At 58.6% G+C, this 18,974-nt stretch carries 18 protein-coding genes, 6 tRNA genes and 2 riboswitches; of the genes, 5 read left to right on the forward strand and 19 right to left on the reverse strand.

The window, feature by feature from the left end:
* Window positions 1-7: 7 nt before the first annotated feature.
* On the forward strand, window positions 8-454 hold the full coding sequence (locus F599_RS0100820; protein WP_019541641.1) for a CBS domain-containing protein: 447 nt from the start codon (window positions 8-10) through the stop codon (window positions 452-454).
* 48 nt (window positions 455-502) lie between these two features.
* Window positions 503-1,669: a D-alanyl-D-alanine carboxypeptidase family protein gene (locus F599_RS15710; protein ID WP_020700429.1), complete on the forward strand. Its 1,167-nt coding sequence runs from the start codon at window positions 503-505 to the stop codon at window positions 1,667-1,669.
* A gap of 65 nt (window positions 1,670-1,734) precedes the next feature.
* Here the strand turns inward: F599_RS15710 and F599_RS0100830 are convergent, their stop codons facing one another.
* Window positions 1,735-1,959, reverse strand: coding sequence for a hypothetical protein (locus tag F599_RS0100830; RefSeq protein WP_019541643.1), 225 nt, complete (start codon window positions 1,957-1,959; stop codon window positions 1,735-1,737).
* Between the two features lie 218 nt (window positions 1,960-2,177).
* Here F599_RS0100830 and F599_RS0100835 point away from each other — a divergent pair, with 218 nt between their 5' ends.
* Entirely contained in the window at window positions 2,178-3,227 is a 1,050-nt protein-coding gene (locus F599_RS0100835) for an AI-2E family transporter (protein WP_019541644.1), read from the forward strand.
* A 58-nt stretch (window positions 3,228-3,285) separates the two neighbouring features.
* Here F599_RS0100835 and F599_RS0100840 read toward each other — a convergent pair whose 3' ends face one another.
* The 3 genes from F599_RS0100840 to F599_RS0100850 all read right to left on the reverse strand — a co-directional run bounded on the left by F599_RS0100840 (window position 3,286) and on the right by F599_RS0100850 (window position 6,051).
* A complete protein-coding gene (locus F599_RS0100840) occupies window positions 3,286-3,666 on the reverse strand; it encodes a universal stress protein (protein WP_019541645.1) in 381 nt (126 codons plus the stop codon).
* A 171-nt stretch (window positions 3,667-3,837) separates the two neighbouring features.
* Window positions 3,838-5,145: a phosphomethylpyrimidine synthase ThiC gene (thiC, locus tag F599_RS0100845; protein ID WP_019541646.1), complete on the reverse strand. Its 1,308-nt coding sequence runs from the start codon at window positions 5,143-5,145 to the stop codon at window positions 3,838-3,840.
* Between the two features lie 53 nt (window positions 5,146-5,198).
* Window positions 5,199-5,386: riboswitch (TPP riboswitch) on the reverse strand.
* A gap of 311 nt (window positions 5,387-5,697) precedes the next feature.
* Window positions 5,698-6,051 carry an ASCH domain-containing protein gene (locus F599_RS0100850; protein WP_026327717.1) on the reverse strand — a complete coding sequence of 118 codons (354 nt, stop codon included), beginning with the start codon at window positions 6,049-6,051 and terminating at the stop codon, window positions 5,698-5,700.
* Between the two features lie 521 nt (window positions 6,052-6,572).
* Between F599_RS0100850 and F599_RS0100860 the strand changes: the two genes are divergently transcribed.
* Window positions 6,573-6,648 (forward strand) — tRNA-Ala (locus F599_RS0100860).
* Between the two features lie 94 nt (window positions 6,649-6,742).
* Here F599_RS0100860 and F599_RS15815 read toward each other — a convergent pair.
* From F599_RS15815 to F599_RS0100935, 15 genes are all read right to left on the reverse strand, one after another.
* Window positions 6,743-7,744 carry an O-acetyl-ADP-ribose deacetylase gene (locus tag F599_RS15815; protein WP_019541650.1) on the reverse strand — a complete coding sequence of 334 codons (1,002 nt, stop codon included), beginning with the start codon at window positions 7,742-7,744 and terminating at the stop codon, window positions 6,743-6,745.
* Between the two features lie 226 nt (window positions 7,745-7,970).
* Window positions 7,971-9,185 carry an L-lactate MFS transporter gene (locus tag F599_RS0100870; RefSeq protein WP_026327719.1) on the reverse strand — a complete coding sequence of 405 codons (1,215 nt, stop codon included), beginning with the start codon at window positions 9,183-9,185 and terminating at the stop codon, window positions 7,971-7,973.
* A 72-nt stretch (window positions 9,186-9,257) separates the two neighbouring features.
* Window positions 9,258-9,342, reverse strand: a riboswitch (ZMP/ZTP riboswitch).
* 115 nt (window positions 9,343-9,457) lie between these two features.
* Window positions 9,458-11,425 (reverse strand): ATP-dependent zinc metalloprotease FtsH, encoded by a 1,968-nt coding sequence (ftsH, locus tag F599_RS0100875; protein WP_019541652.1) that lies wholly within the window; start codon window positions 11,423-11,425, stop codon window positions 9,458-9,460.
* A gap of 16 nt (window positions 11,426-11,441) precedes the next feature.
* Complete coding sequence (locus F599_RS0100880; protein WP_019541653.1) at window positions 11,442-12,275, reverse strand: Asp23/Gls24 family envelope stress response protein; 834 nt, start codon at window positions 12,273-12,275, stop codon at window positions 11,442-11,444.
* A gap of 49 nt (window positions 12,276-12,324) precedes the next feature.
* Window positions 12,325-13,149 (reverse strand): PHP domain-containing protein, encoded by an 825-nt coding sequence (locus F599_RS0100885; RefSeq protein WP_019541654.1) that lies wholly within the window; start codon window positions 13,147-13,149, stop codon window positions 12,325-12,327.
* Window positions 13,150-13,171: 22 nt separating this feature from the next.
* Entirely contained in the window at window positions 13,172-13,432 is a 261-nt protein-coding gene (locus F599_RS0100890) for a stage V sporulation protein S (protein ID WP_019541655.1), read from the reverse strand.
* A 336-nt stretch (window positions 13,433-13,768) separates the two neighbouring features.
* Window positions 13,769-14,557 carry a TIGR00282 family metallophosphoesterase gene (locus F599_RS0100895; RefSeq protein WP_019541656.1) on the reverse strand — a complete coding sequence of 263 codons (789 nt, stop codon included), beginning with the start codon at window positions 14,555-14,557 and terminating at the stop codon, window positions 13,769-13,771.
* A 17-nt stretch (window positions 14,558-14,574) separates the two neighbouring features.
* Window positions 14,575-15,105, reverse strand: coding sequence for a hypothetical protein (locus tag F599_RS0100900; protein ID WP_019541657.1), 531 nt, complete (start codon window positions 15,103-15,105; stop codon window positions 14,575-14,577).
* Between the two features lie 62 nt (window positions 15,106-15,167).
* Window positions 15,168-16,703 carry a ribonuclease Y gene (gene rny / locus F599_RS0100905; RefSeq protein WP_420902054.1) on the reverse strand — a complete coding sequence of 512 codons (1,536 nt, stop codon included), beginning with the start codon at window positions 16,701-16,703 and terminating at the stop codon, window positions 15,168-15,170.
* Between the two features lie 124 nt (window positions 16,704-16,827).
* Window positions 16,828-17,736: a hypothetical protein gene (locus F599_RS0100910; RefSeq protein ID WP_019541659.1), complete on the reverse strand. Its 909-nt coding sequence runs from the start codon at window positions 17,734-17,736 to the stop codon at window positions 16,828-16,830.
* A gap of 65 nt (window positions 17,737-17,801) precedes the next feature.
* Window positions 17,802-17,875, reverse strand: a tRNA-Cys gene (locus F599_RS0100915).
* Between the two features lie 80 nt (window positions 17,876-17,955).
* Window positions 17,956-18,030: transfer RNA gene (locus F599_RS0100920), tRNA-Gly, on the reverse strand.
* Window positions 18,031-18,033: 3 nt separating this feature from the next.
* Window positions 18,034-18,107: transfer RNA gene (locus F599_RS0100925), tRNA-Cys, on the reverse strand.
* Window positions 18,108-18,113: 6 nt separating this feature from the next.
* A tRNA-Gly gene (locus tag F599_RS0100930) sits at window positions 18,114-18,188 on the reverse strand.
* A 2-nt stretch (window positions 18,189-18,190) separates the two neighbouring features.
* Window positions 18,191-18,267 (reverse strand) — tRNA-Asp (locus F599_RS0100935).
* Window positions 18,268-18,686: 419 nt separating this feature from the next.
* Here F599_RS0100935 and F599_RS0100940 point away from each other — a divergent pair.
* Window positions 18,687-18,950 carry a hypothetical protein gene (locus F599_RS0100940; RefSeq protein ID WP_156021901.1) on the forward strand — a complete coding sequence of 88 codons (264 nt, stop codon included), beginning with the start codon at window positions 18,687-18,689 and terminating at the stop codon, window positions 18,948-18,950.
* Window positions 18,951-18,974: the final 24 nt, after the last annotated feature.

Consider the following 18,974-nt stretch of genomic DNA (forward strand, 5'->3'; position numbering starts at 1 on the left):
GTTTACCATGCAAGTCCAGGAAATCATGACGAAGGATGTTTTGACCGTGCGGCCGCAGACGACGGTGCGCGAGGTGGCGGAGCTACTCGTGAGCCACAAGATTTCCGGTCTGCCAGTCGTCGATGACGCGGGGAAGCTCGTCGGCATCATCAGCGAGGGCGACCTCATGAGCAAGGAGATCCTGCCGGAGCCGCCGGCGGAGCTTTGCATCCTCGGCGCCGTCATCTATTACAGCGGCCTCAAGGAGTACCAGGAGGCCTTCGCGCGCATGGCCGCGAACACGGCCGAGCAGCTCATGACGAAGACGGTCGTGACCGCCAAGGCCTACGACGACGTAAGCGATGTGGCAAGGCTCATGCGCGACCGCCACATCAAGCGCGTGCCCGTGCTCGACGATGAAGGCCATCTCATCGGCATCGTCAGCCGCCAGGACATCGTGAAGATGCTGCTCTAACGCATCTTTGCCCCCAAAATCCACCTTTGCTTGAAATGAGGTTTTCCCTTGCACATTCTGCACATACTGAGAGTCTTGACCGCCTGCCTGTTCTTTCTCGGGCAGGCTTTCCCATGCCTTCCCGCCACCGCTGCGGAAATCGATGACGCACCGACGATCTCTGCCTCTGCCGCCATCGTCATCGAGGCCTCGACGGGACGCGTGATCTACGAAAAAAACGCGGACGAGCGCCATTACCCCGCGAGCATGACGAAAATGATGACCTGCCTGCTCGCGCTCGCTACGCTCGGCCGCCACCAGGACATCGTCATCTCGCCGCGCGCCGCGCAGACGGAGGACGCGACGCTCGAGGAGACGGCGGGCGATGTGTTCTCCGCGGACGAGCTCATCCGCGGCATGATGCTCGTCTCAGACAACGGAGCCGCCGTCGCCCTCGCTGAGGCCTCCGCTGGCTCCGTCGACCATTTCGTCGCGCAGATGAATGATGAGGCCGCGCGCCTCGGCATGACGGATACGCATTTCGCCAACCCGAACGGCCTCACGCATCCCGACCACTACTCGACGGCGCGCGATATGGCGAAGCTCGCGCGCCACGCCATGACGGAGCGCGCATTTCGCGACATCGTCGATACGGCCAAGGCGCCTGTGCGCTGGACGCTGCCGGCGGGCAAAGTGCGCATGGTCGAGAATACGAACGAGCTGCTCGGCCACTATGACGGCATGAACGGCATCAAAACCGGCTGGACGAGCGCGGCAGGCGGCTGCCTCGCCGCCTCCGCGAAGCGAGGCGGCCTCGAGCTCATCGCCATCGTCATGCAGGCCGAGTCGCCCGAGGCGCGCTTTACGGACGCGCGCAAGCTGCTCGATTATGGCTTTGCCCAGACGAAGCTCCGGCGCGGCATCTCGCGTGACCGCCTGAAGAAGTCCGTCTGGGTGCGCGGCGGCAAGCAGGCGACCGTCGCCGTGCATCCCGTAGAGGATGTGAACTACCCGCTCATCGGCGGCGAGGAAGCCAGCCACTACACCATAACCTACGACCTGCCGAAGATCATCGCCGCCCCCACAAAGGAAGGCCAGATCGTCGGCAGGCTCCTGCTAAACTACGACGGCCAGCCCGTCGGCTCCGTCGATCTCGCGGCGGAAAAGGTGGATGCGGGCATGAGCGTCGGCTCCCTTTTCGTGCGCGTCTTCGGCTGGCTGCTGCCGACACTCTGACCGCCTCGCGCATCCTCGTGATACGCCGCCCACCGCCATCAACGCCGACAGGTACGCGGCAGGAGTCAAAGCGAGCTCTCGCCGAGCCGCGGGTGCCGCGTTGGCTTCAGACTGCGAACGCGGATGAGGCGCAGCGCCTCGCCCATATCGACATCCTCTCGCCCTGCGTCCGTCTCATAGACACAGACAGGCGGCACGGCGCCAACCTCGCTCGCCGGCATATAGACATACTCTCCATTCGCGCGGTCGCCGTAGATGACGCCGCCGCGAAGCTCTGCTTCCACAATCATAGCATATTCCCTCCATCTGATGCACAGCCTGCCAGAAGAGACTGCCGCGGATGGCCGCATCCTCTCCTGCGCCGCTTTTTCTCTATTCTGCAAGCAGGGGATATTTTCCTGCAAGGGGGCGGCTGCGGGGGCTGGACAGCGCAAATCCAGAGACCTCAGTTCACCACCTATGCTATCATATGGTCATATCTTGCAACGAAAGGAGCGTTCCATTCCTCATGACACTACGACCTTACCGCACCTCCATCCTGCTCGCCATCACCTTCACGGTACTCCTGTCGACCTTCTGGTACCTGCCGCAGCTCGCCTTCATCGTCTTCATCTCCCTCCTCCTGCAGCTGCTGCTCTCGCCGCTCGTCGAGCGCCTGGCCGCGCATCTGCCGCGCGGCATCGCCGCGAGCCTCTCTCTGCTCGTGCTCCTGCTCCTGCTCTTCGCACTCCTCACGCTCGTCTCGAGCTCCATCCTGCCGACCTTCACGCGCTTCGTGACGGACTTCCCTGAGATCTCGGAAAAAGTACAGGAACTGCCGCTCTTCAAAAACTCTCCCATCCTGCAGGACGAGCTCGACAATCTCTGGCTCGGGCTCAAGGATGCAAGCGTCGATGCGCTCAAGGGCTCGCTTGCCGTCTTCATCTCCCTCTTCAGCAAGGCCATCGATTTCGTCATCATCCTCTTCGTGACGTTCTATCTGCTCAAGGACGGCGAGACGATCAAGACGTACCTCGCCACGCGGTTCCCTCGGCGCGATTACAGCCGCGTGCTGCACCTCTTCAATGAGATTCTCAAGGCGCTGCGCGCCTACATCGTGAGCCAGCTCATCATCTGCTGCATCACGGCGACCATCGTCTTCCTCTACTTTACGATGCGCGGCCTGCCCTACGCCTCTGTCTTCGCCGTCGTCTCCGGCGTCTGCGAATTCATCCCCGTGCTCGGTCCGACCGTCGCCTCCGCGTTCGGCACGATTCTCACGGCGACGGTCTCGCCGTTCCTCGCGCTGCAGACCATCGGCTTCTACCTCGTGCTCACGCAGGTGAACCACAATCTCGTCTATCCGACGCTCATCGGCAGGACGCTCAACCTCCATCCCATCGCCATCATCCTCGGCATCATCCTCGGCGGCGAGCTGCTCGGCCCCGCCGGCATGTTCCTCGCCGTACCGTTCATCGTCATCTGCAAGCTCGTCATCGAGGACATCTACCACGACCGCACCGTGCAGCGTGAGAAGCTCAAGCGCTCCCGCTGGCTGAACCTCCGCAAAAAAGAATAGCGCACGCGAAAGGCGCGCCAGGCATACTGCCCGGCGCGCCTTTTACGTACGCGTCTTGTCACTTGATGACCATGACCGGAATCGGCGACTCCTCGACGACCTTCTGGCTCACGGAGCCGATCAGCGCTCCCTTGAACAGGCCGAGGCCGCGGCTGCCCATGATGATCATGTCGCTGTGCTCCTGCGCCGCGACGCGCAGGATGGCCTTCGGGATGTTGCCCGTCTCGACATGCTTCGACGCCTTGAGATCATCCGGCAACTTCTCCCAGATACGGTCAAAGACGATGTGGCTCGGGATATCCTTGTTGATGTTGCTCGCCACATAGACGAAATCGAGATCCGCCTTGCACTTCTCAGCAAAGAAGATTGCCTCATCCGTCGCCTTGCAGCCGTTCACCGATCCATCGACCGGAACGAGGATTTTATTGATTCTTCCCATGATGCCAACCTCCTCACGATACCACTTATACAAACGTGCAAAACGAAGAAACTCCGCCCGCACGTCCTTCTTTGTTCTTTCACTAAGAGTATTCGCGATAAAATCAGAAAATCCTCTCGCCACAGAAATTTTTTTCAGAAAACAAGCCGCTGAAAACAGGAACACGCTCTCTCAGTCATTGCAGGGGCATTCGCGCTTGTCGAAATACTTATGGATGATCTCGACCGCACAGTAGTCGCCACACATCGAGCAAGCGCCCTCGTCCTGCGGATTGCGCGCGCCGCGCTTCTCGCGCGCGAGCTCCGGATCGATGGCGAGGTCGATCTGCGCCTGCCAGTCGAGCTCCTTGCGCGCCTGCGCCATCTTGAGATCCCATTCCCGCGCGCCCGGCACGCCCTTGACAAGATCCGCCGCGTGCGCGGCGATGCGCGCCGTGATGACGCCCGTATGCACATCGTCGATATCCGGCAGCGCGAGATGCTCCGCAGGCGTCACATAGCAGAGGAAATCCGCGCCCGAGACAGCGGCGAGCGTGCCGCCGATGGCCGACGTGATATGGTCATAGCCCGGCGCAATATCCGTCACGAGCGGGCCGAGCACATAGAAGGGCGCGTTGCGGCAGAGGCGCTTCTCAAGCTTCATATTCGCTGCGATCTGGTCATACGGCACATGGCCCGGCCCCTCGACCATGACCTGCACGCCGCGCTTCCAGGCGCGGTCGACAAGATTCCCGAGCGTGATGAGCTCCGTGAGCTGCGCGCGGTCCGTCGCGTCCGCCGTGCAGCCGGGACGCATGCCGTCGCCGAGGCTGATGGTCACATCGTATTTCTCGCAGATATCGAGAATATCATCGTAGCGCTCATAGAGCGGATTCTCCTGCTCATTGTGGAGCATCCAGCCCGCGATGAACGAGCCGCCGCGGCTCACGATGTCCATGACGCGCCCCTGCGCGCGCATGTGCTCGATGGCCGCGCGCGTGACGCCGCAATGGAGCGTCATGAAATCCGCGCCATCCTTTGCCTGCGCCTCGATTGTCTCCAGGAGGTCATCATCCGTCATCTCTACGACCGCGCCATGCTCCTTGATGGAACGCACCGTCGCTTGATAGAGCGGCACCGTGCCGACCATGATGGGCGAATGCTCGATGATGCGCTTGCGCGAAAGATCGATATTGTTCCCCGTCGAGAGATCCATGACAGCATCCGCGCCGCATCTCACCGCCTCATCGAGCTTCTTGAGCTCCGGCTCGATATCGGGGAACGTGCTCGACGTGCCGATGTTTGCGTTCACCTTCGTCCGCAGTCCCTCGCCCACGCCGCGCGGCGTGAGATTCTCGTGATTGACATTCGCGCAGATGGCGATGCTGCCTCTCGCCACACGCTCCCGGATTGTCTCCGCCGGGATGCGCTCTTCCTCCGCCACGCGCTTCATCGCGTCCGTGACCTTGCCCTCGCGGGCCAGCTGCATTTGCGTTGCCATGGAAAGACCTCCTAAAAATAAAAATCGCCAGACGGTGGTAACCCCCGTCTGACGTCAAACGTGTGCCACTTCCCTACGCAGGTATTACCCCGACAGGTTCCAAGGGTCGGCCCGCGGGCCTCTCAGCAAGCGCCGCGCACCATGCATGTCCATCGTGCGCGCGCCTCTACGGCATCCAGCCAGCGCTGCGACTGCGTTCGCGCCAAAGCTCATGCCATAAAAAGCTCCCCTAGTGGAATCGTATGCTGTTTTCTCCTCTAGTTTAGCAAAGCGACCGCAAAAATGCAAGGAAGCATCAGCGAAAAGCACACAAATGTCCTCCCATCCGCCACTTCCTGCATCGTCCATCAAAAAACCACTGATACATACAGCACTGGCATGCGCATTGCGCATGGACAGCATGCCACATGTATCAGTGGTTTCTAAAATCGTACGCATGCAGTACGTTTCAAAGAAAACCGCGGCCGCAAGCCCTCCATAGGGGCGAGCGCATCACAAATCTTATCGCCTTGGCGGCGAGGGTAGGACGGCGCCTCCATAGGGGCGAGCGCATCACAAATCCTCGTGTACCTCGGAGAAATAGATGACCGTGACCGTATCTTCCTTGAGTATACGGCGCTTGTAAATCTTCTCGAAATCCTCCACGAGCTCATCGACAGAATTGATTTCCGGGTTCTGGTGGCCGAGATCTGCCGACGTGAGCGTTCCCATTGTCTTCACGCGCACTTTGTCGAGGAAAGCTGTGTAGAGCTTATGCTTCGGCTCCCCCTTCTTGCCCGTTGTGATCCAGACAATGGAGTTCTCTGGGAACTCCGCACTTACGTCACCAAGGCGCACCGTGCAGTTCTTCGTGCGCTCCATCAACATCTTCTTATGCTTGGCCGCCTGAAAATTCAATGCCATCATGATGAACATTCCCCCTATTGCGTTATTTATTATCATCATATAATAGAAGTTCCGCGAGGTCAAGACAAAGCATCCCTGCAAAAAGACTGCCCATACTGGGAAACTGCCTATATGGCAACTTTTGAGGCATTGATGAAAGGAAATCGCCGGGGCTTGCATGCTTTCCCATGCATATAGATGCGTCGAGACGAATGATCGTAAAACGGTAAGAGAAACGAGCAGACCGCGAAAACGACATGAGGAACGCTCCCATACTTCTTCCTTAACGGCACGGCGAAAAAATCGTGTCGTTAAGGAACCACTGATTCATTCAGTCCCCTGTCTTCACGCGTCTACGCTGTCCTCTCGTCGCCCTACAATCCTCAACGTAGCTTTGCTACGCCTCCGGTTTGTCTCCTAAAGAGATACAGCGCATCCGCGCAAATCCAGGGCACTTCATTTAATCAGCGCTTCCTTAAGAAATTTCCCTTGACAAACCCAGATGATTCTTCTATACTATTTATTGTCGTTAGGACAACGACGGGGGCATAGCTCAGCTGGGAGAGCGCTTGCATGGCATGCAAGAGGTCAGGAGTTCGATCCTCCTTGTCTCCACCATAGAGTATATTCGCACGGGTGTGGTTACCCGTGCGTTTTTATGTTTTAAGGAAAGGTTCAGGAATCTGCCGAGAAAAGACATCTTCGCATAGCATCAATCACTACCTGACGCCAGAGCACGATCATATGCCATCTTTGTGCGCTCATCAAATAACACCCAGAGAACTTCCTCGAAGGCATCTGGATACTCTCGTATCACATCCCTCACCGCCCGCACGGCAATCTCTGCCGCCTGGTGCACCGGATAGGCATAAACACCTGTGGAGATGGAGGGAAACGCGACACTACTGATGCCATGCGCCATGGCCAGTTCCAAGGCGTGCAGGTAGCATTCCCGCAGCAGATCTGCCTCACCATGCGATCCTCCTCGCCAAATGGGACCGACCGTATGAATCACGAAATCACAAGGCAGCCGGTAGGCCTTTGTCAGTTTTGCCTGCCCCGTTCTGCAGCCGTGCAGCGTCCGGCACTCCGCCAAGAGCTCTGGACCTGCCGCCCGATGGATGGCGCCATCGACGCCGCCACCGCCCAACAGGCTTTCATTTGCCGCATTGACAATGGCATCCGCGTAATGCCGCTCTGTAATATCACCCAAAACACTCCTGATCAATGTCATAGCTTCATCCTCCTCACTTCGCCCAGTCGCTTCCACAATCAAACGCTGCAAGCCGATCCGGAAAGCTTCATCATTTTCCGGCGTTCGTTTGGCGGCACCCTTGGCGTGAAACCTCTTTTTATGGCAAACATCCTTTGCGTGCCGCATCTTCCTCCCCGCATGGCGCTTCATCAGCAGCTGCTGGATATTCCGATCGGTGTACTGCCAGCCATCCTGATGAATGGCATAGGCACCCTTCCCCAATGCCATTGCCGCAACACCGAAATCCTGCGTCACCACGATATCACCTGCACGGCAAAGGTTAATCAAGGCCACATCCACAGCCTCTGCCCCGACGCTGAGGGTGCGCACCGCGCTGTAATCAGAAACCAGCACATGGCTGGTATCGCACAGGAGCGTTACCGGCAGGAAATGCGCCTGCGCCACTTGTTCCACAATTCGCACGACAGGGCAGGCATCCGCATCAACATAGAGCCGCATTCGCACCCCTCCTCGCCTGAAGATTTTCCTATACTCCCTTGATTGTACTTGTAAATCTCCAAGAACGCAAGCCATAGACACAATGCACTTGCTTGAATGTACTACAAATAAGGACTGAATGCAGATTTCACGCATCCAGTCCTTATGTTCTGAAAGGATTCCCCATACAGACGACATCAGTGACCTGTCCTTATGGAGAGGAATTCCCTTTGAGGGTATGATATTTTCAGACGCAGGCGCGCTCGCAGACATCTGCCGACTGGCGCTTTCCGTAAAGCTTGAGGGTCGTCGCAATCACGAGATTCAAGACAAAAAGCGTAGCGAAAACGAGCAGGATGGCCGTATAGCCCTGCGTGCGTTCGCGCAGCAGCGAGACGAGCGTCGGACCGACGACACCTGCAACGCCCCAAGCCGTGAGCACGCGGCCGTGGATGGCAGAGAGCTCACGCGTGCCGAAGAGATCAGAAAGGTATGCGGGCATGCAGGAGAAGCCGCCGCCGTAGCAACTGATGATGAGCAGGACGAGCAGCTGGAAGACCAGCGCATCGTGCGTGCCGGAGAGCAGCGCAAACGCGCCGATCTCGAGCGCGAAAAACAGCATGTAGGTGAAGCCGCGCCCGAGATAATCAGAGAGCGTCGACCAGAGGATCCTGCCGCCGCCGTTCAAAAGACCGATGATACCGACCATGGACGCCGCCTGTGCCGCATCCATGCCGACGACCTCCTGTGCCATCGGCGAGGCGACCGCGAGCAAACCGATGCCGCAGGTGATGTTGACGAAGAACACCCACCAGAGCGCACCGAACTGCCAGGTGCGCATCGCCTCAGCCGCCGTTGCGCCGCGCAGGCGCTTCGTCACAGTGCCTTTGCCCTCCGGTTGCTCCGGCGCCTTGAGATAGAGCGCCGACGCGCCGATGAGCACCATATAGCAGACGCCGAGGATGAGGAAATTCTCCACAAGACCGAACCGCGCCGTGAGATACTGCATCAGCGGCCCAGCGATGAGCGCCGCGAAGCCGAACCCCATGATGGCGAGCCCCGTCGCGAAGCCGCGGTGATTCGGAAAATACTTGACGAGCGTCGAGACCGGCGTGATATAGCCGACGCCGAGCCCGATGCCGCCGATGACGCCGTAGAAGAGATAGAGCAACGGCAGGCTGCCGAGAGAAAGCGCGAGCGCCGTGCCAAGCATCCCCGCTCCGAAGAAACACATAGAGACGAGGCCACTCCGCCGCGGGCCGTATTTCTCGACATACTTGCCGAGGAATCCCGCCGAGAAGCCAAGGAACAGGATTGCCAGCGAGAACGCCCAAGTCGTCTCGGCGAGCGAGAAACCAAGCTGCGCCATGATGGGCCGCGTGAGCACACTCCAGGCGTAGACGCTGCCGATGGAAATATGGATCCCGACTGCCGCGAGGGCGATACACCAACGATTCCGCATGAAAACCATCCTTTCTGCTGAAAAAGCATACGAAAGAGAGGTTCCATCCAAACAAAAACCGCCTGGACAAAATCTCTCTGCCCAGACGGTCGGCCGTTCCTGACACTATAGTGCACGTGGTAGTCTCCACATGATTCCGTCAGCCCTATAATGCCTATTCAATTCGCTTTCAGTATAGCAGACGCACTCTGACGCGTCAATCCCTCGCAGGAAACTTGCCATGTCTCGCCACGCCGATGCGCAGAAAACTCGCATGCCGCCACCTTCAAAGCTCAGGCATCTGTCTGCGGCGGCTGTCCCTGCTCTGCTTCTGTGGCGGCAGGTATGCTGCCGACGTCTGCTGTCCGGTCATCGTCTACGTGCCTGGCTGATGTCATCGGAACCACATCTTCGCCCTCTGCCGCAGGCGGCTCGGCAGGCTTCTCTTCCCGTTTCAGGATATCCATGAATTCCTGCCCCGTGATGGTTTCTTTCTCGTAGAGATAGGTTGCGAGCTCATCGAGCTTATCCCTGTGCTCCTCGAGGAGTTTCTTTGCGAGGTCGTGCTGGCGCTTCACGAGCTCGACGACGCGCTTGTCGATCTGCTGCTGCGTCGCCGCCGAACAGGTGAGGCTCGTGTCGCCGCCGAGGTATTTGTTGTTGACGGTCTCCATCGCGACCATGTCGAACTCCTCGCTCATGCCGTAGCGCGTGATCATTGCGCGCGCGAGCTTCGTCGCCTGCTCAATATCATTCGCCGCACCCGTGCTGACCTGGCCGAATTTGACCTCCTCGGCCGCTCGGCCACCCGTGAACGTCGCAATCTTGTTCTCAAGCTCCTCGCGCGTGAGGATGTATTTATCCTTCTGCTCGACCTGCATCGTGTAGCCGAGCGCGCCCGACGTGCGCGGGATGATGGTGATTTTCTGCACAGGAGCGCTGTCCGTCTGAAGCGCCGCAACGAGTGCGTGGCCGATTTCGTGATAGGCGACCGTGCGCTTCTCCTTGTCGGAGAGGATGGCGTTCTTCTTCTGATAGCCAGCGATGACGACCTCGACGCTCTCCTCGAGATCCGACTGACGCACGGTGCTCCTGCCATTACGCACGGCGCGCAGCGCGCCCTCGTTGACAATGTTTGCAAGTTCCGCGCCCGAAGCGCCGGCCGCCATGCGGGCGATCGTATGGAGGTCGACGCCTGGCTCGAGCTGGATCTTCTGCGCGTGTACGACGAGGATGGCCTCGCGGCCCGCGAGATCAGGTAGCTCGACTGGTACGCGCCGGTCGAAACGGCCGGGGCGCAGGAGCGCGGGATCGAGGGACTCAGGACGGTTCGTCGCGGCGAGGATGATGACGCCGTTATTGCCCTCGAAGCCGTCCATCTCCGTGAGGAGCTGGTTGAGCGTCTGCTCACGCTCGTCGTTGCCCATGAGGTTGCCGCTGCGTTTTTGGCCAATGGCATCGATCTCATCGATGAAGACGATACACGGCGCTTTTTCCTTCGCCTGCTTGAAGAGCTCGCGAACCTTAGAAGCGCCCATGCCGACGAACATCTCGACGAACTCCGAGCCCGCGATGGAGAAGAACGGCACATCCGCCTCGCCCGCAACAGCCTTGGCGAGCATCGTCTTGCCTGTGCCCGGCGGGCCGACGAGCAGCACGCCCTTCGGCATCTGCGCACCGATGGCGGAGTATTTCTGAGGATTGTGCAGGTAGTCGACGATCTCGGAAAGGTTTTCCTTCGCCTCGTCCTCGCCCGCGACATCCTTGAAATGGATGCCCGCCGACGACGGCACGTAGATTTTCGCCTGCTTGCCGCCCATGCCGAACATCAGCGAACTGCCGCCGCCGCCCGCCTTCTCCATGAGCTTGCGGCTGAAATACTGACCGATGGCGAAGAAGATGAGGATGGGCAGCACCCACGTCATGAAGAAATCGACGAGCGGCGAGGTCTGCTCCTTGATGTCCTGCGTGAATTTCGCGCCGGAATCATGCAGCCGGTCCGCGAGCGTCGGATCGTTCATGATGCCCGTGCGGTACTTCTTCGTATCGTTCGCGTCGGTGAAGAGGATCTGGTTCTCCTGGATCTCGACGCGGCCGATATCCTTGTCCTCGATCATATCCATGAACGTGCTGTAATCCACCTTCTCGAACTGCGCCTGTTCGAGATAGGGCCGTGCCATCTCATTGAAGAGCAGCACGAGGAACAGCATCATGACATAGAAGAGGAGTAGCGGTTTCTTCGGTTCCTTGACTTCTTTCATAGAGGTTCCTTCTTTTTTATCCATTCACATAGAGTGCCTTGACAACGATATTGATTTCGTGGACGACCATGCCTGTCATGAACTCGACGGCACGTCTCGCCTTTTCGCGCGCACCCTCGATGAGGCTCGGGATATGCCCGCCATAGGAGAGCGTGACCTCACAGGCGATGTCGAGGCCTTGGTCTTCCTCCCCCACGTAGCGGTGCTGCACGCGGATATGGCCGACCTTGCTCACCGACTCCTCACGACTGACCACAGCGCGCACGATGTTCTTGATGACAGAGTCATCGATGCTGAGCTTGCCGTAGTAGCTGAACACCGGCCGCACGATGGACTTTTCTCCCAAGCGGCGCCGCTTCGTACGGGAACGCTTGAAAAAGGTCTGGAGGGGATCGACGAGATAGCCGGAAAAATGCGGCTTGAGCTCGATGGTCGGCACGGGAATGATGTGCTTGCCCTGCTTGAGGCGGTAGAAGCGCGCCTTTTCCATCTCAGCCTTTGTCGCGATGTCCTCGATGTGGATGATCTGCGCGATGGCGGGCAGGTGCAGCGCCTTAGTGATCTTGTGCACCATATTCTCCGAGGTGCCAAGCACGAGGATGCGGTGCGGCTTCACGCGGTCGATGGCCGCGCGCACCTCCTCCGCATGGCCCGGCAACACGAAGATGGCGCGCCGCACCGCCATGATGCGGCTCTTTTCCTTTTTCGCCGAATGACCGCCGACGATCTTGCCATCCTTAATGAGGATGCCGTCGTCGATGATAGCGTCCGCCTGGTGCTTGTGAGCGACGAGCAGCGCGCGGTGGCTCTTGCCCGTACCGCTCGGCCCGACGAGTGCGATGACGTCCATAGGGATTTCTCTCCTTACTCACTGCGTCTGACGAGGGGGATATCTCTCCTCACGTCTCCGGTTGGTAAAACGGCTCGGCATAGCGATCCTCGATGGTGAAAATGCCAAGCTCCGTCGGATAGCGCGTAGGGAAACCGTGGAAATCAGACCCCCCTGACGGCAGCAGCTGGTATTTCTCCGCGAGCGCAAGATAATGCGCTGTATCCTCCGGATTGTGCTGTGGGTAGAAAACCTCGATGCCGTCGATGCCGCTACGGCAGATCTCCTCGACGAGCGCGTCATCCCAGATGAGCTTGGGGTGCGCAAGCACCGCCTTGCCGCCCGCCTGATGGATGAGGCTGATGATATCCGCAACCTCCAAACGGTAATGCGGCACATAGGCGGGCTGCCCCTTCTGCAGGAGCTCGGAGAACGCGTCGCGCACCGTTTTGAAATACCCTTTGCTGACGAGCACGCGTCCGATATGCGAGCGGCTGATGGATTTGCTCGCACCGGCCACGGCGAGCACATCCTTCTCGCGGATATCGTAGCCGAGTTTTTGCAGCTTCGCGACCATCTCGCTGAACCGCGTCCAACGCGCCTCCGTCACATCGTTGAGCTTATCCGTAAGCTCACTATTATAAATATCTACATTGAAGCCGAGAACATGGATCTCCCGCGTTGGATGATGCGCCGAAAACTCGATACCGGGGATGACGCGAACGCCCTTCGTCGGATAAAAACCATTCTCATAGAGGTGCGCCACGCCATCGACCGTATCATGGTCCGTAATGGCGAGATAGCTGAGCCCCGCCTGCCTGGCAGCGCTGATCAGTTCCTCCGGCGTGAGCTTGCCATCAGAAAACGTTGTATGGGTATGCAGATCGCTTGGCATTCCAATTTCCTCCTCACGCTCGTCAGCGTGGCTCAACGATAAGTTTCATCGCTGTGCGCTGCACGCCGTCGATCTCGATATCAGTGAAGGCAGGGATACAGATCAGATCGATACCATGCGGCGCGACGAAGCCACGTGCAATTGCGACGGCCTTGACCGCCTGATTGAGCGCACCAGCGCCCACCGCTTGCATCTCAGCACTGCCGGACGCCCGCAGGACGCCTGCCAATGCGCCCGCAACGGAGTTGGGATTCGATTTTGATGACACCTTCAAGATATCCATGAACGGTACATCCTCTCTTTCCATAGCGATTCTGTGGTTGCAGCAGCTGCACGCGTGTGCCGACAAATGCGCCTGCACGCCGTCGTGAAAAAACAGCGCGCTACCATTTCTACATAATTTCACATGCCATTATGCTATATTTTCTACAGAAAACCGAAAAATCCTTCCGTATCGAGAATTTACTATGTAAATCCCCAAGAGCGCAAGCCGCAGGCGCAGCGCGATTGGCAGGATTTACTGCAAGGACGGGCGCACAATGTCCACGAAGTGGACGTTTGTGCGTTGAGTTTACTAAGGAAGCGCTGATAAAATGATTCCCTATCAGACACTACCCGCTCAGGCGTCCCAGTCCTCCAGGATCTGGACACGCTCGATGCCGATCGTCCGGTTCGTCGCATCATCGATGGTCATGATAACCGCCTCATAAGCGGACGGCCCGTCCGCAACCTCGAAGCGCACCGGGCGGCAGGTCTGGAAGCGGTAGAGGATCTTCTCCGTCTCCACGCCAAGCACCGAGCAGCGCGGCCCCGTCATGCCGAGATCCGTGATATAGCCCGTCCCCTGCGGCAGCAGGCAAGCATCCGCCGTCTGCACATGCGTATGTGTTCCCACGACACCGTTAACGCGCCCGTCGAGGTACCAGCCCATGGCAATCTTCTCCGATGTCGTCTCCGCGTGAAAATCGAGAAAGATGAGATCGCATTCCCGCGCCATCTCGCGCAAGAGCTCCTCGACCTTCTGGAACGGGTCGTCGAGCGGCGGCATGAATGCGCGTCCAGAGAGATTCATCACGCCAATATTCTTCGCCTTGAACGGATAGCAGCACCACCCCTTGCCCGGCGCGTCGCCGGGATAATTCGCGGGGCGGATGAGGAACGGCTCCTGATCGATGAACTCCAGCACATCCTTCTTGTCCCAGACGTGATTGCCCGAGGTCACGATGTCCGCGCCTCCCTGGTAGAGCTCATCGAGCGACTTGCGCGTAAAGCCCTTGCCTGCAGCGGAATTCTCGCCGTTCACGACGACGACATCGATGCCCTTCTCCTCGCGCAGCTGCGGTGTGTATTTACGGAACGCTCTGCGGCCGTTTCGGCCGACAACGTCACCGACGAACATGATTTTCATGAAAAAGTCCCCTAGAATTATTGATTGTAGACGACGACGCGGTCGCCCTCGCGGATGCCGAGCAGTTTCTCGTGCAGCCTCTGCTGCCGCATTGTGCCGAGCATGTGGTCGAGCAGATTCTCCTGCTCGACCTCGAAATTCGGATCGAGCGGGTCACGCTCATCGAGCAACAGCGTCTGCGGGAACGCGTCGTAAAGGATATCCGCCACGAGGGAGAGCTCATCGCGCGTGAGCGTCGCCACATCGCGCACCAGATGCAGGAAGGAAACCTTCGGCGTGGACTCCATCTCCAGGTTCACGACGCGCGCGCGCAGACCATTGAGCCCCAGATAGGCGGCAATGCTCTCCGCGAGCAGTTTGCCGATTTCCTGGAAGCGCTCCTTCGTGAGCGCCTCCTCAATGGAGAATGTCAGGCGGATTGTCGCGTCCTCCGGCTCATAGCTCACTTTGGTGATTTCCTCATAACAGACGAGGATGGACGCGAGAAGGCTCACGCCTTCTTTGCTTGGTTTCTGCCGCTTCTTCCTGCGGAATGGAAAGGGAAACATACCTCCCGCCTCCTTTCGATAGCGAAGGGGACGCCACATATCGCAGCATCCCCTGGACTTCTTTATTTTGCGTAGTCAACCACGCGCGTCTCGCGGATGACCGTCGCCTTGATCTGGCCCGGATATTCGAGCTCTTCTTCGATTTTCTTGACAATGTCATGCGCCAGTGCTGCTGCGCCTGCGTCATCGACCTTGTCCGGCTTGACCATCACGCGGATCTCGCGGCCCGCCTGGATGGCGAAGCAGCGCTCGACGCCGTCGAACGATTCGGCAATCTCCTCAAGACGCTTGAGCCGCTTGAGGTACGATTCGAGACTCTCGCGGCGCGCCCCAGGGCGTGCTGCCGACACAGCATCCGCCGCAGCGACGAGGACAGCCTCGACGCACGATGCCTCGCAATCACCATGATGGGAAGCGATGCAGTTGATGACATCCTTCGACTCGCGGAACTTGCGTGCGAGATCCGCGCCGATGCTCGTATGGGAGCCCTCGACCTCATGGTCGATGGCCTTGCCGATATCGTGCAGCAGACCACCGCGCTTCGCGAGCATCACGTCGCAGCCGAGCTCCGCCGCCATCGTGCCCGCGAGATGCGAGACCTCGATGGAGTGGTCGAGCACATTCTGCCCGTAGCTCGTGCGATAGCGTAGGCGCCCGAGGAGCTTCACGAGCTCCGGATGCAGGCCATGGACGCCTGTATCGAACGTTGCCTGCTCGCCTGCTTCCTTGATGCGTATATCGACCTCGCGCTTTGCCTTTTCCACCATTTCCTCGATGCGGGCCGGATGGATGCGCCCATCCTGGATGAGCTTCTCGAGTGCGATGCGAGCCACTTCGCGGCGCACAGGATCGAAGCCTGAGAGAATGACCGCCTCCGGCGTATCATCGATGATGAGGTCGATGCCCGTCAGCGTCTCGAGCGTGCGGATATTGCGTCCCTCGCGCCCGATGATGCGGCCTTTCATCTCATCGTTCGGCAGCGCCACGACAGAGACCGTCGTCTCAGCCACATGATCGGCGGCGCAACGCTGGATGGCAATGGAAAGGATATCGCGGGCTTTCTTGTCCGCCTCATCTTTCGTCTGCTGCTCGTACTCCTTGATTTTCACAGCCTTCTCATGCTTGAGCTCTTCCTCTGTCTCAGCCATGAGGATGGTCTTCGCCTCGTCGGACGTGAGACCGGAGATGCGCTCAAGCTCAGTCTTCTGCTTGGCATGCATCTCGTCGACGGCCTGCTGCGTCTTGTCGATGCGAGACTCCTTGCGCGCGAGCTGCTCCTCCTTCTTCTCGACGGACTCGAGCTTGCGGTCAAGGTTCTCCTCCTTCTGCACGACGCGGCGCTCCTGGCGTGAGATCTCATTCCGGCGCTCTTTCGTATCGCGGTCGAGCTCCTGGCGCAGACGGTGGATATCCTCCTTCGCCTCGAGCATGAGCTCTTTCTTGCGGGCCTCGCCCTTCGCCTCGGCATCCGAGACGATTTTGAGGGCCTCCTGCTCCGCCGAGCCGATCTGCGCCTCCGCGGAACGTTTTCTCGCCATATAGCCGACGGCACCGCCGACGATTACTGCAATGATTACCGCTAAGATTGTTACGATAATAGTGTTCACCCCCTGGTAGGATTTTTGCTTGGATGCAATTTATTTTTGTAGTAGTTTTTGTGGCGTAACTATACCTTTTTATTTTATCAGCCAATCCACCTTGCGTCAATGCGTCAATAAAAAGTCAGTCCATGAGCTCGTGCACGCGCGCGCTGAAGAAATCCAGCCACTCGCCATGGAACCCCACCTCGGAGAAAAGCTCTGCAAGCGATGCCACACGAGGCTGCTCGAGAAACATAGAGAGGCGCTGCTTCTCGATACGGCGCGGGAAATAGAACTCCTCACGCGGCGCATCCGCAGCGGCAAACGCCACCGTATACTCATGATACACCTTATCGGACATCGACTCCGGCGCATGTGTCGAGCGCGCGACACTGGCCGTGAACACCTCAGGCAGCAGGGCGAGCAGCTGCGCACAATTCTCCTGTGCGTGACGCACGACGGCGCGATAGTCCGCGAGCGCCTGCTCCGCTCCCGCCGTATCATCGAGCATGACGGCGCAGATGAGGTCACGTGTCTTCTCAAGCGTCGAGACATCGAATCGCCGCAGCGTCTCTGCGTCGGCCGCGGCAAGCCAGCGGCGCAGCGCCCCCTCCATCGCAAGACGCGCCGCCGTGACCACCAGCGCGTCAGCACGGTGCAGCTGCTGCGCGAGGTTCACCACGCGCTGTGCGGGATCTTCCGACGCGCCGAGACGCTCCTTCGCGCAGGCAGCGCAGTAGCCAACCGCCTCATTGACAAACGGCTCTCCTGCTGCGATGCGCCCCATCGTAGGGAAATCCAGCCCCAACTTGTCGTACGTGCGTCGCTCCGCCGCGAGCTTCCCCTTGGAAAAATACGTATCGCCATGATAGCGGTACGGGACGCGCGTCACCTTGCCGCACGCCGGGCAGCGATACTCCTTCGCCCGCAGATTTACGGCGATGTCGCGCGCGGGATTCGGCTTAAAAAACGCATAGGGCACCGTCTCCACAAAACAATACTCATAAACACTTTCAAGTTGCTCCTTGATTTTTCCTGGCTCATTCACCATACCAGGCACTCCCTTCCGAAAACAACAAAAACCCGGAAGCATTTGCTTCCGGGCGGACCTTCGTTTGGAGGCGACATTCAGAATCGAACTGAAGATAGAGGATTTGCAGTCCTCGGCCTTACCACTTGGCTATGTCGCCAGCAACCAGATGCAACGCTGCATCCCGATATGGACAGTCCCCGCAGCCTGCGCCGCAAACGGGACTTCATGGCAAAAAAATGGAGCGGAAAACGAGACTCGAACTCGCGACCCCCACCTTGGCAAGGTGGTGCTCTACCACTGAGCTATTTCCGCATCTGGAGGCGACATTCAGAATCGAACTGAAGATAGAGGATTTGCAGTCCTCGGCCTTACCACTTGGCTATGTCGCCATAATATGGAGCGGAAAACGAGACTCGAACTCGCGACCCCCACCTTGGCAAGGTGGTGCTCTACCACTGAGCTATTTCCGCATTGGCGACCCGAATGGGACTTGAACCCATGACCTCCGCCGTGACAGGGCGGCATTCTAACCAACTAAACTACCGGGCCATCGTCGCTCTGTTTCAGCGACATGAATTATTATAACCGAGTCATTGGTGTATGTCAAGGGAATTTTTTCAAAAACTGATGGATGAAATGAGGTCCAGGGATTTGCGCGGATGCGCTTTATCTTCCTAGGAGACAAACCGGAGGCGTAACAGAGCTACGCTGAGGTTTGTAGGGCGACGAGAGGACAGTGCAGATACGCAAAGGCAGGGTGCCGAATGAAACAGTGGTTCCTTAACACATGTTTAACAAAAATTTCCCTATCTCGCTCTCCCACCATGATACGATAGATAAAGAAAATATTCGTCAACTGGATGTGGCGCACTGCGGGCACTGCCCAGCAAGGCTGTATCGCTCGGATCGCCGCAAATATGGAAGGGATGGTTCCCATGAAAACAAGCGCGCGCAAAGAGAAACGCCTGATGGCAGAGCATGAGCGATTCGGCTGGTTCGGGCTCGTGCGGCTCCGCGATGTCTATGAATTTGAGTGTTATCTCATGCAGCGGGGCTGGAAGCCCTGCGTGACGCTTGGACGCAGTCTCATGCGTGTGATGCGCGATGGACGCGTCATCGAGGTAGTCTGGGATTCCGAGAAGCGCCAGACATTGACTTCTCGGTACGGCATGGTGCTCTGGTACGATTTCCAGATTTTCGAGAAAGACAAATGGTTCGAGCATCCGCTTTGAAATGACATCCCCACCGTCCTCCTA

It is taken from the genome of Selenomonas bovis DSM 23594 (genome assembly GCF_000381005.1).
Taxonomy (GTDB): domain Bacteria; phylum Bacillota; class Negativicutes; order Selenomonadales; family Selenomonadaceae; genus Selenomonas_C; species Selenomonas_C bovis.

Excerpts from the sequence above, each read along its gene's own strand:
- F599_RS0100880 (WP_019541653.1), bottom strand. The coding sequence starts at position 12,275 with ATGGACGTCATCGCACTCGTCGGGCCGAGCGGTACGGGCAAGAGCCAC.
- F599_RS0100890 (WP_019541655.1), bottom strand. The coding sequence starts at position 13,432 with ATGGATATCTTGAAGGTGTCATCAAAATCGAATCCCAACTCCGTTGCG.
- F599_RS0100830 (WP_019541643.1), bottom strand. The coding sequence starts at position 1,959 with ATGATTGTGGAAGCAGAGCTTCGCGGCGGCGTCATCTACGGCGACCGC.
- F599_RS0100850 (WP_026327717.1), bottom strand. The coding sequence starts at position 6,051 with ATGATGGCATTGAATTTTCAGGCGGCCAAGCATAAGAAGATGTTGATG.
- F599_RS0100820 (WP_019541641.1), top strand. The coding sequence starts at position 8 with ATGCAAGTCCAGGAAATCATGACGAAGGATGTTTTGACCGTGCGGCCG.
- thiC (WP_019541646.1), bottom strand. The coding sequence starts at position 5,145 with ATGGCAACGCAAATGCAGCTGGCCCGCGAGGGCAAGGTCACGGACGCG.
- F599_RS0100895 (WP_019541656.1), bottom strand. The coding sequence starts at position 14,557 with ATGAAAATCATGTTCGTCGGTGACGTTGTCGGCCGAAACGGCCGCAGA.
- F599_RS15815 (WP_019541650.1), bottom strand. The coding sequence starts at position 7,744 with ATGCGGCTCTATGTTGATGCGGATGCCTGCCCTGTCGTGCGAATTGTG.
- F599_RS0100840 (WP_019541645.1), bottom strand. The coding sequence starts at position 3,666 with ATGGGAAGAATCAATAAAATCCTCGTTCCGGTCGATGGATCGGTGAAC.
- F599_RS0100885 (WP_019541654.1), bottom strand. The coding sequence starts at position 13,149 with ATGCCAAGCGATCTGCATACCCATACAACGTTTTCTGATGGCAAGCTC.
- F599_RS0100940 (WP_156021901.1), top strand. The coding sequence starts at position 18,687 with ATGGCAGAGCATGAGCGATTCGGCTGGTTCGGGCTCGTGCGGCTCCGC.
- ftsH (WP_019541652.1), bottom strand. The coding sequence starts at position 11,425 with ATGAAAGAAGTCAAGGAACCGAAGAAACCGCTACTCCTCTTCTATGTC.
- F599_RS0100900 (WP_019541657.1), bottom strand. The coding sequence starts at position 15,105 with ATGTTTCCCTTTCCATTCCGCAGGAAGAAGCGGCAGAAACCAAGCAAA.
- F599_RS0100910 (WP_019541659.1), bottom strand. The coding sequence starts at position 17,736 with ATGGTGAATGAGCCAGGAAAAATCAAGGAGCAACTTGAAAGTGTTTAT.
- F599_RS0100870 (WP_026327719.1), bottom strand. The coding sequence starts at position 9,185 with ATGCGGAATCGTTGGTGTATCGCCCTCGCGGCAGTCGGGATCCATATT.
- F599_RS0100835 (WP_019541644.1), top strand. The coding sequence starts at position 2,178 with ATGACACTACGACCTTACCGCACCTCCATCCTGCTCGCCATCACCTTC.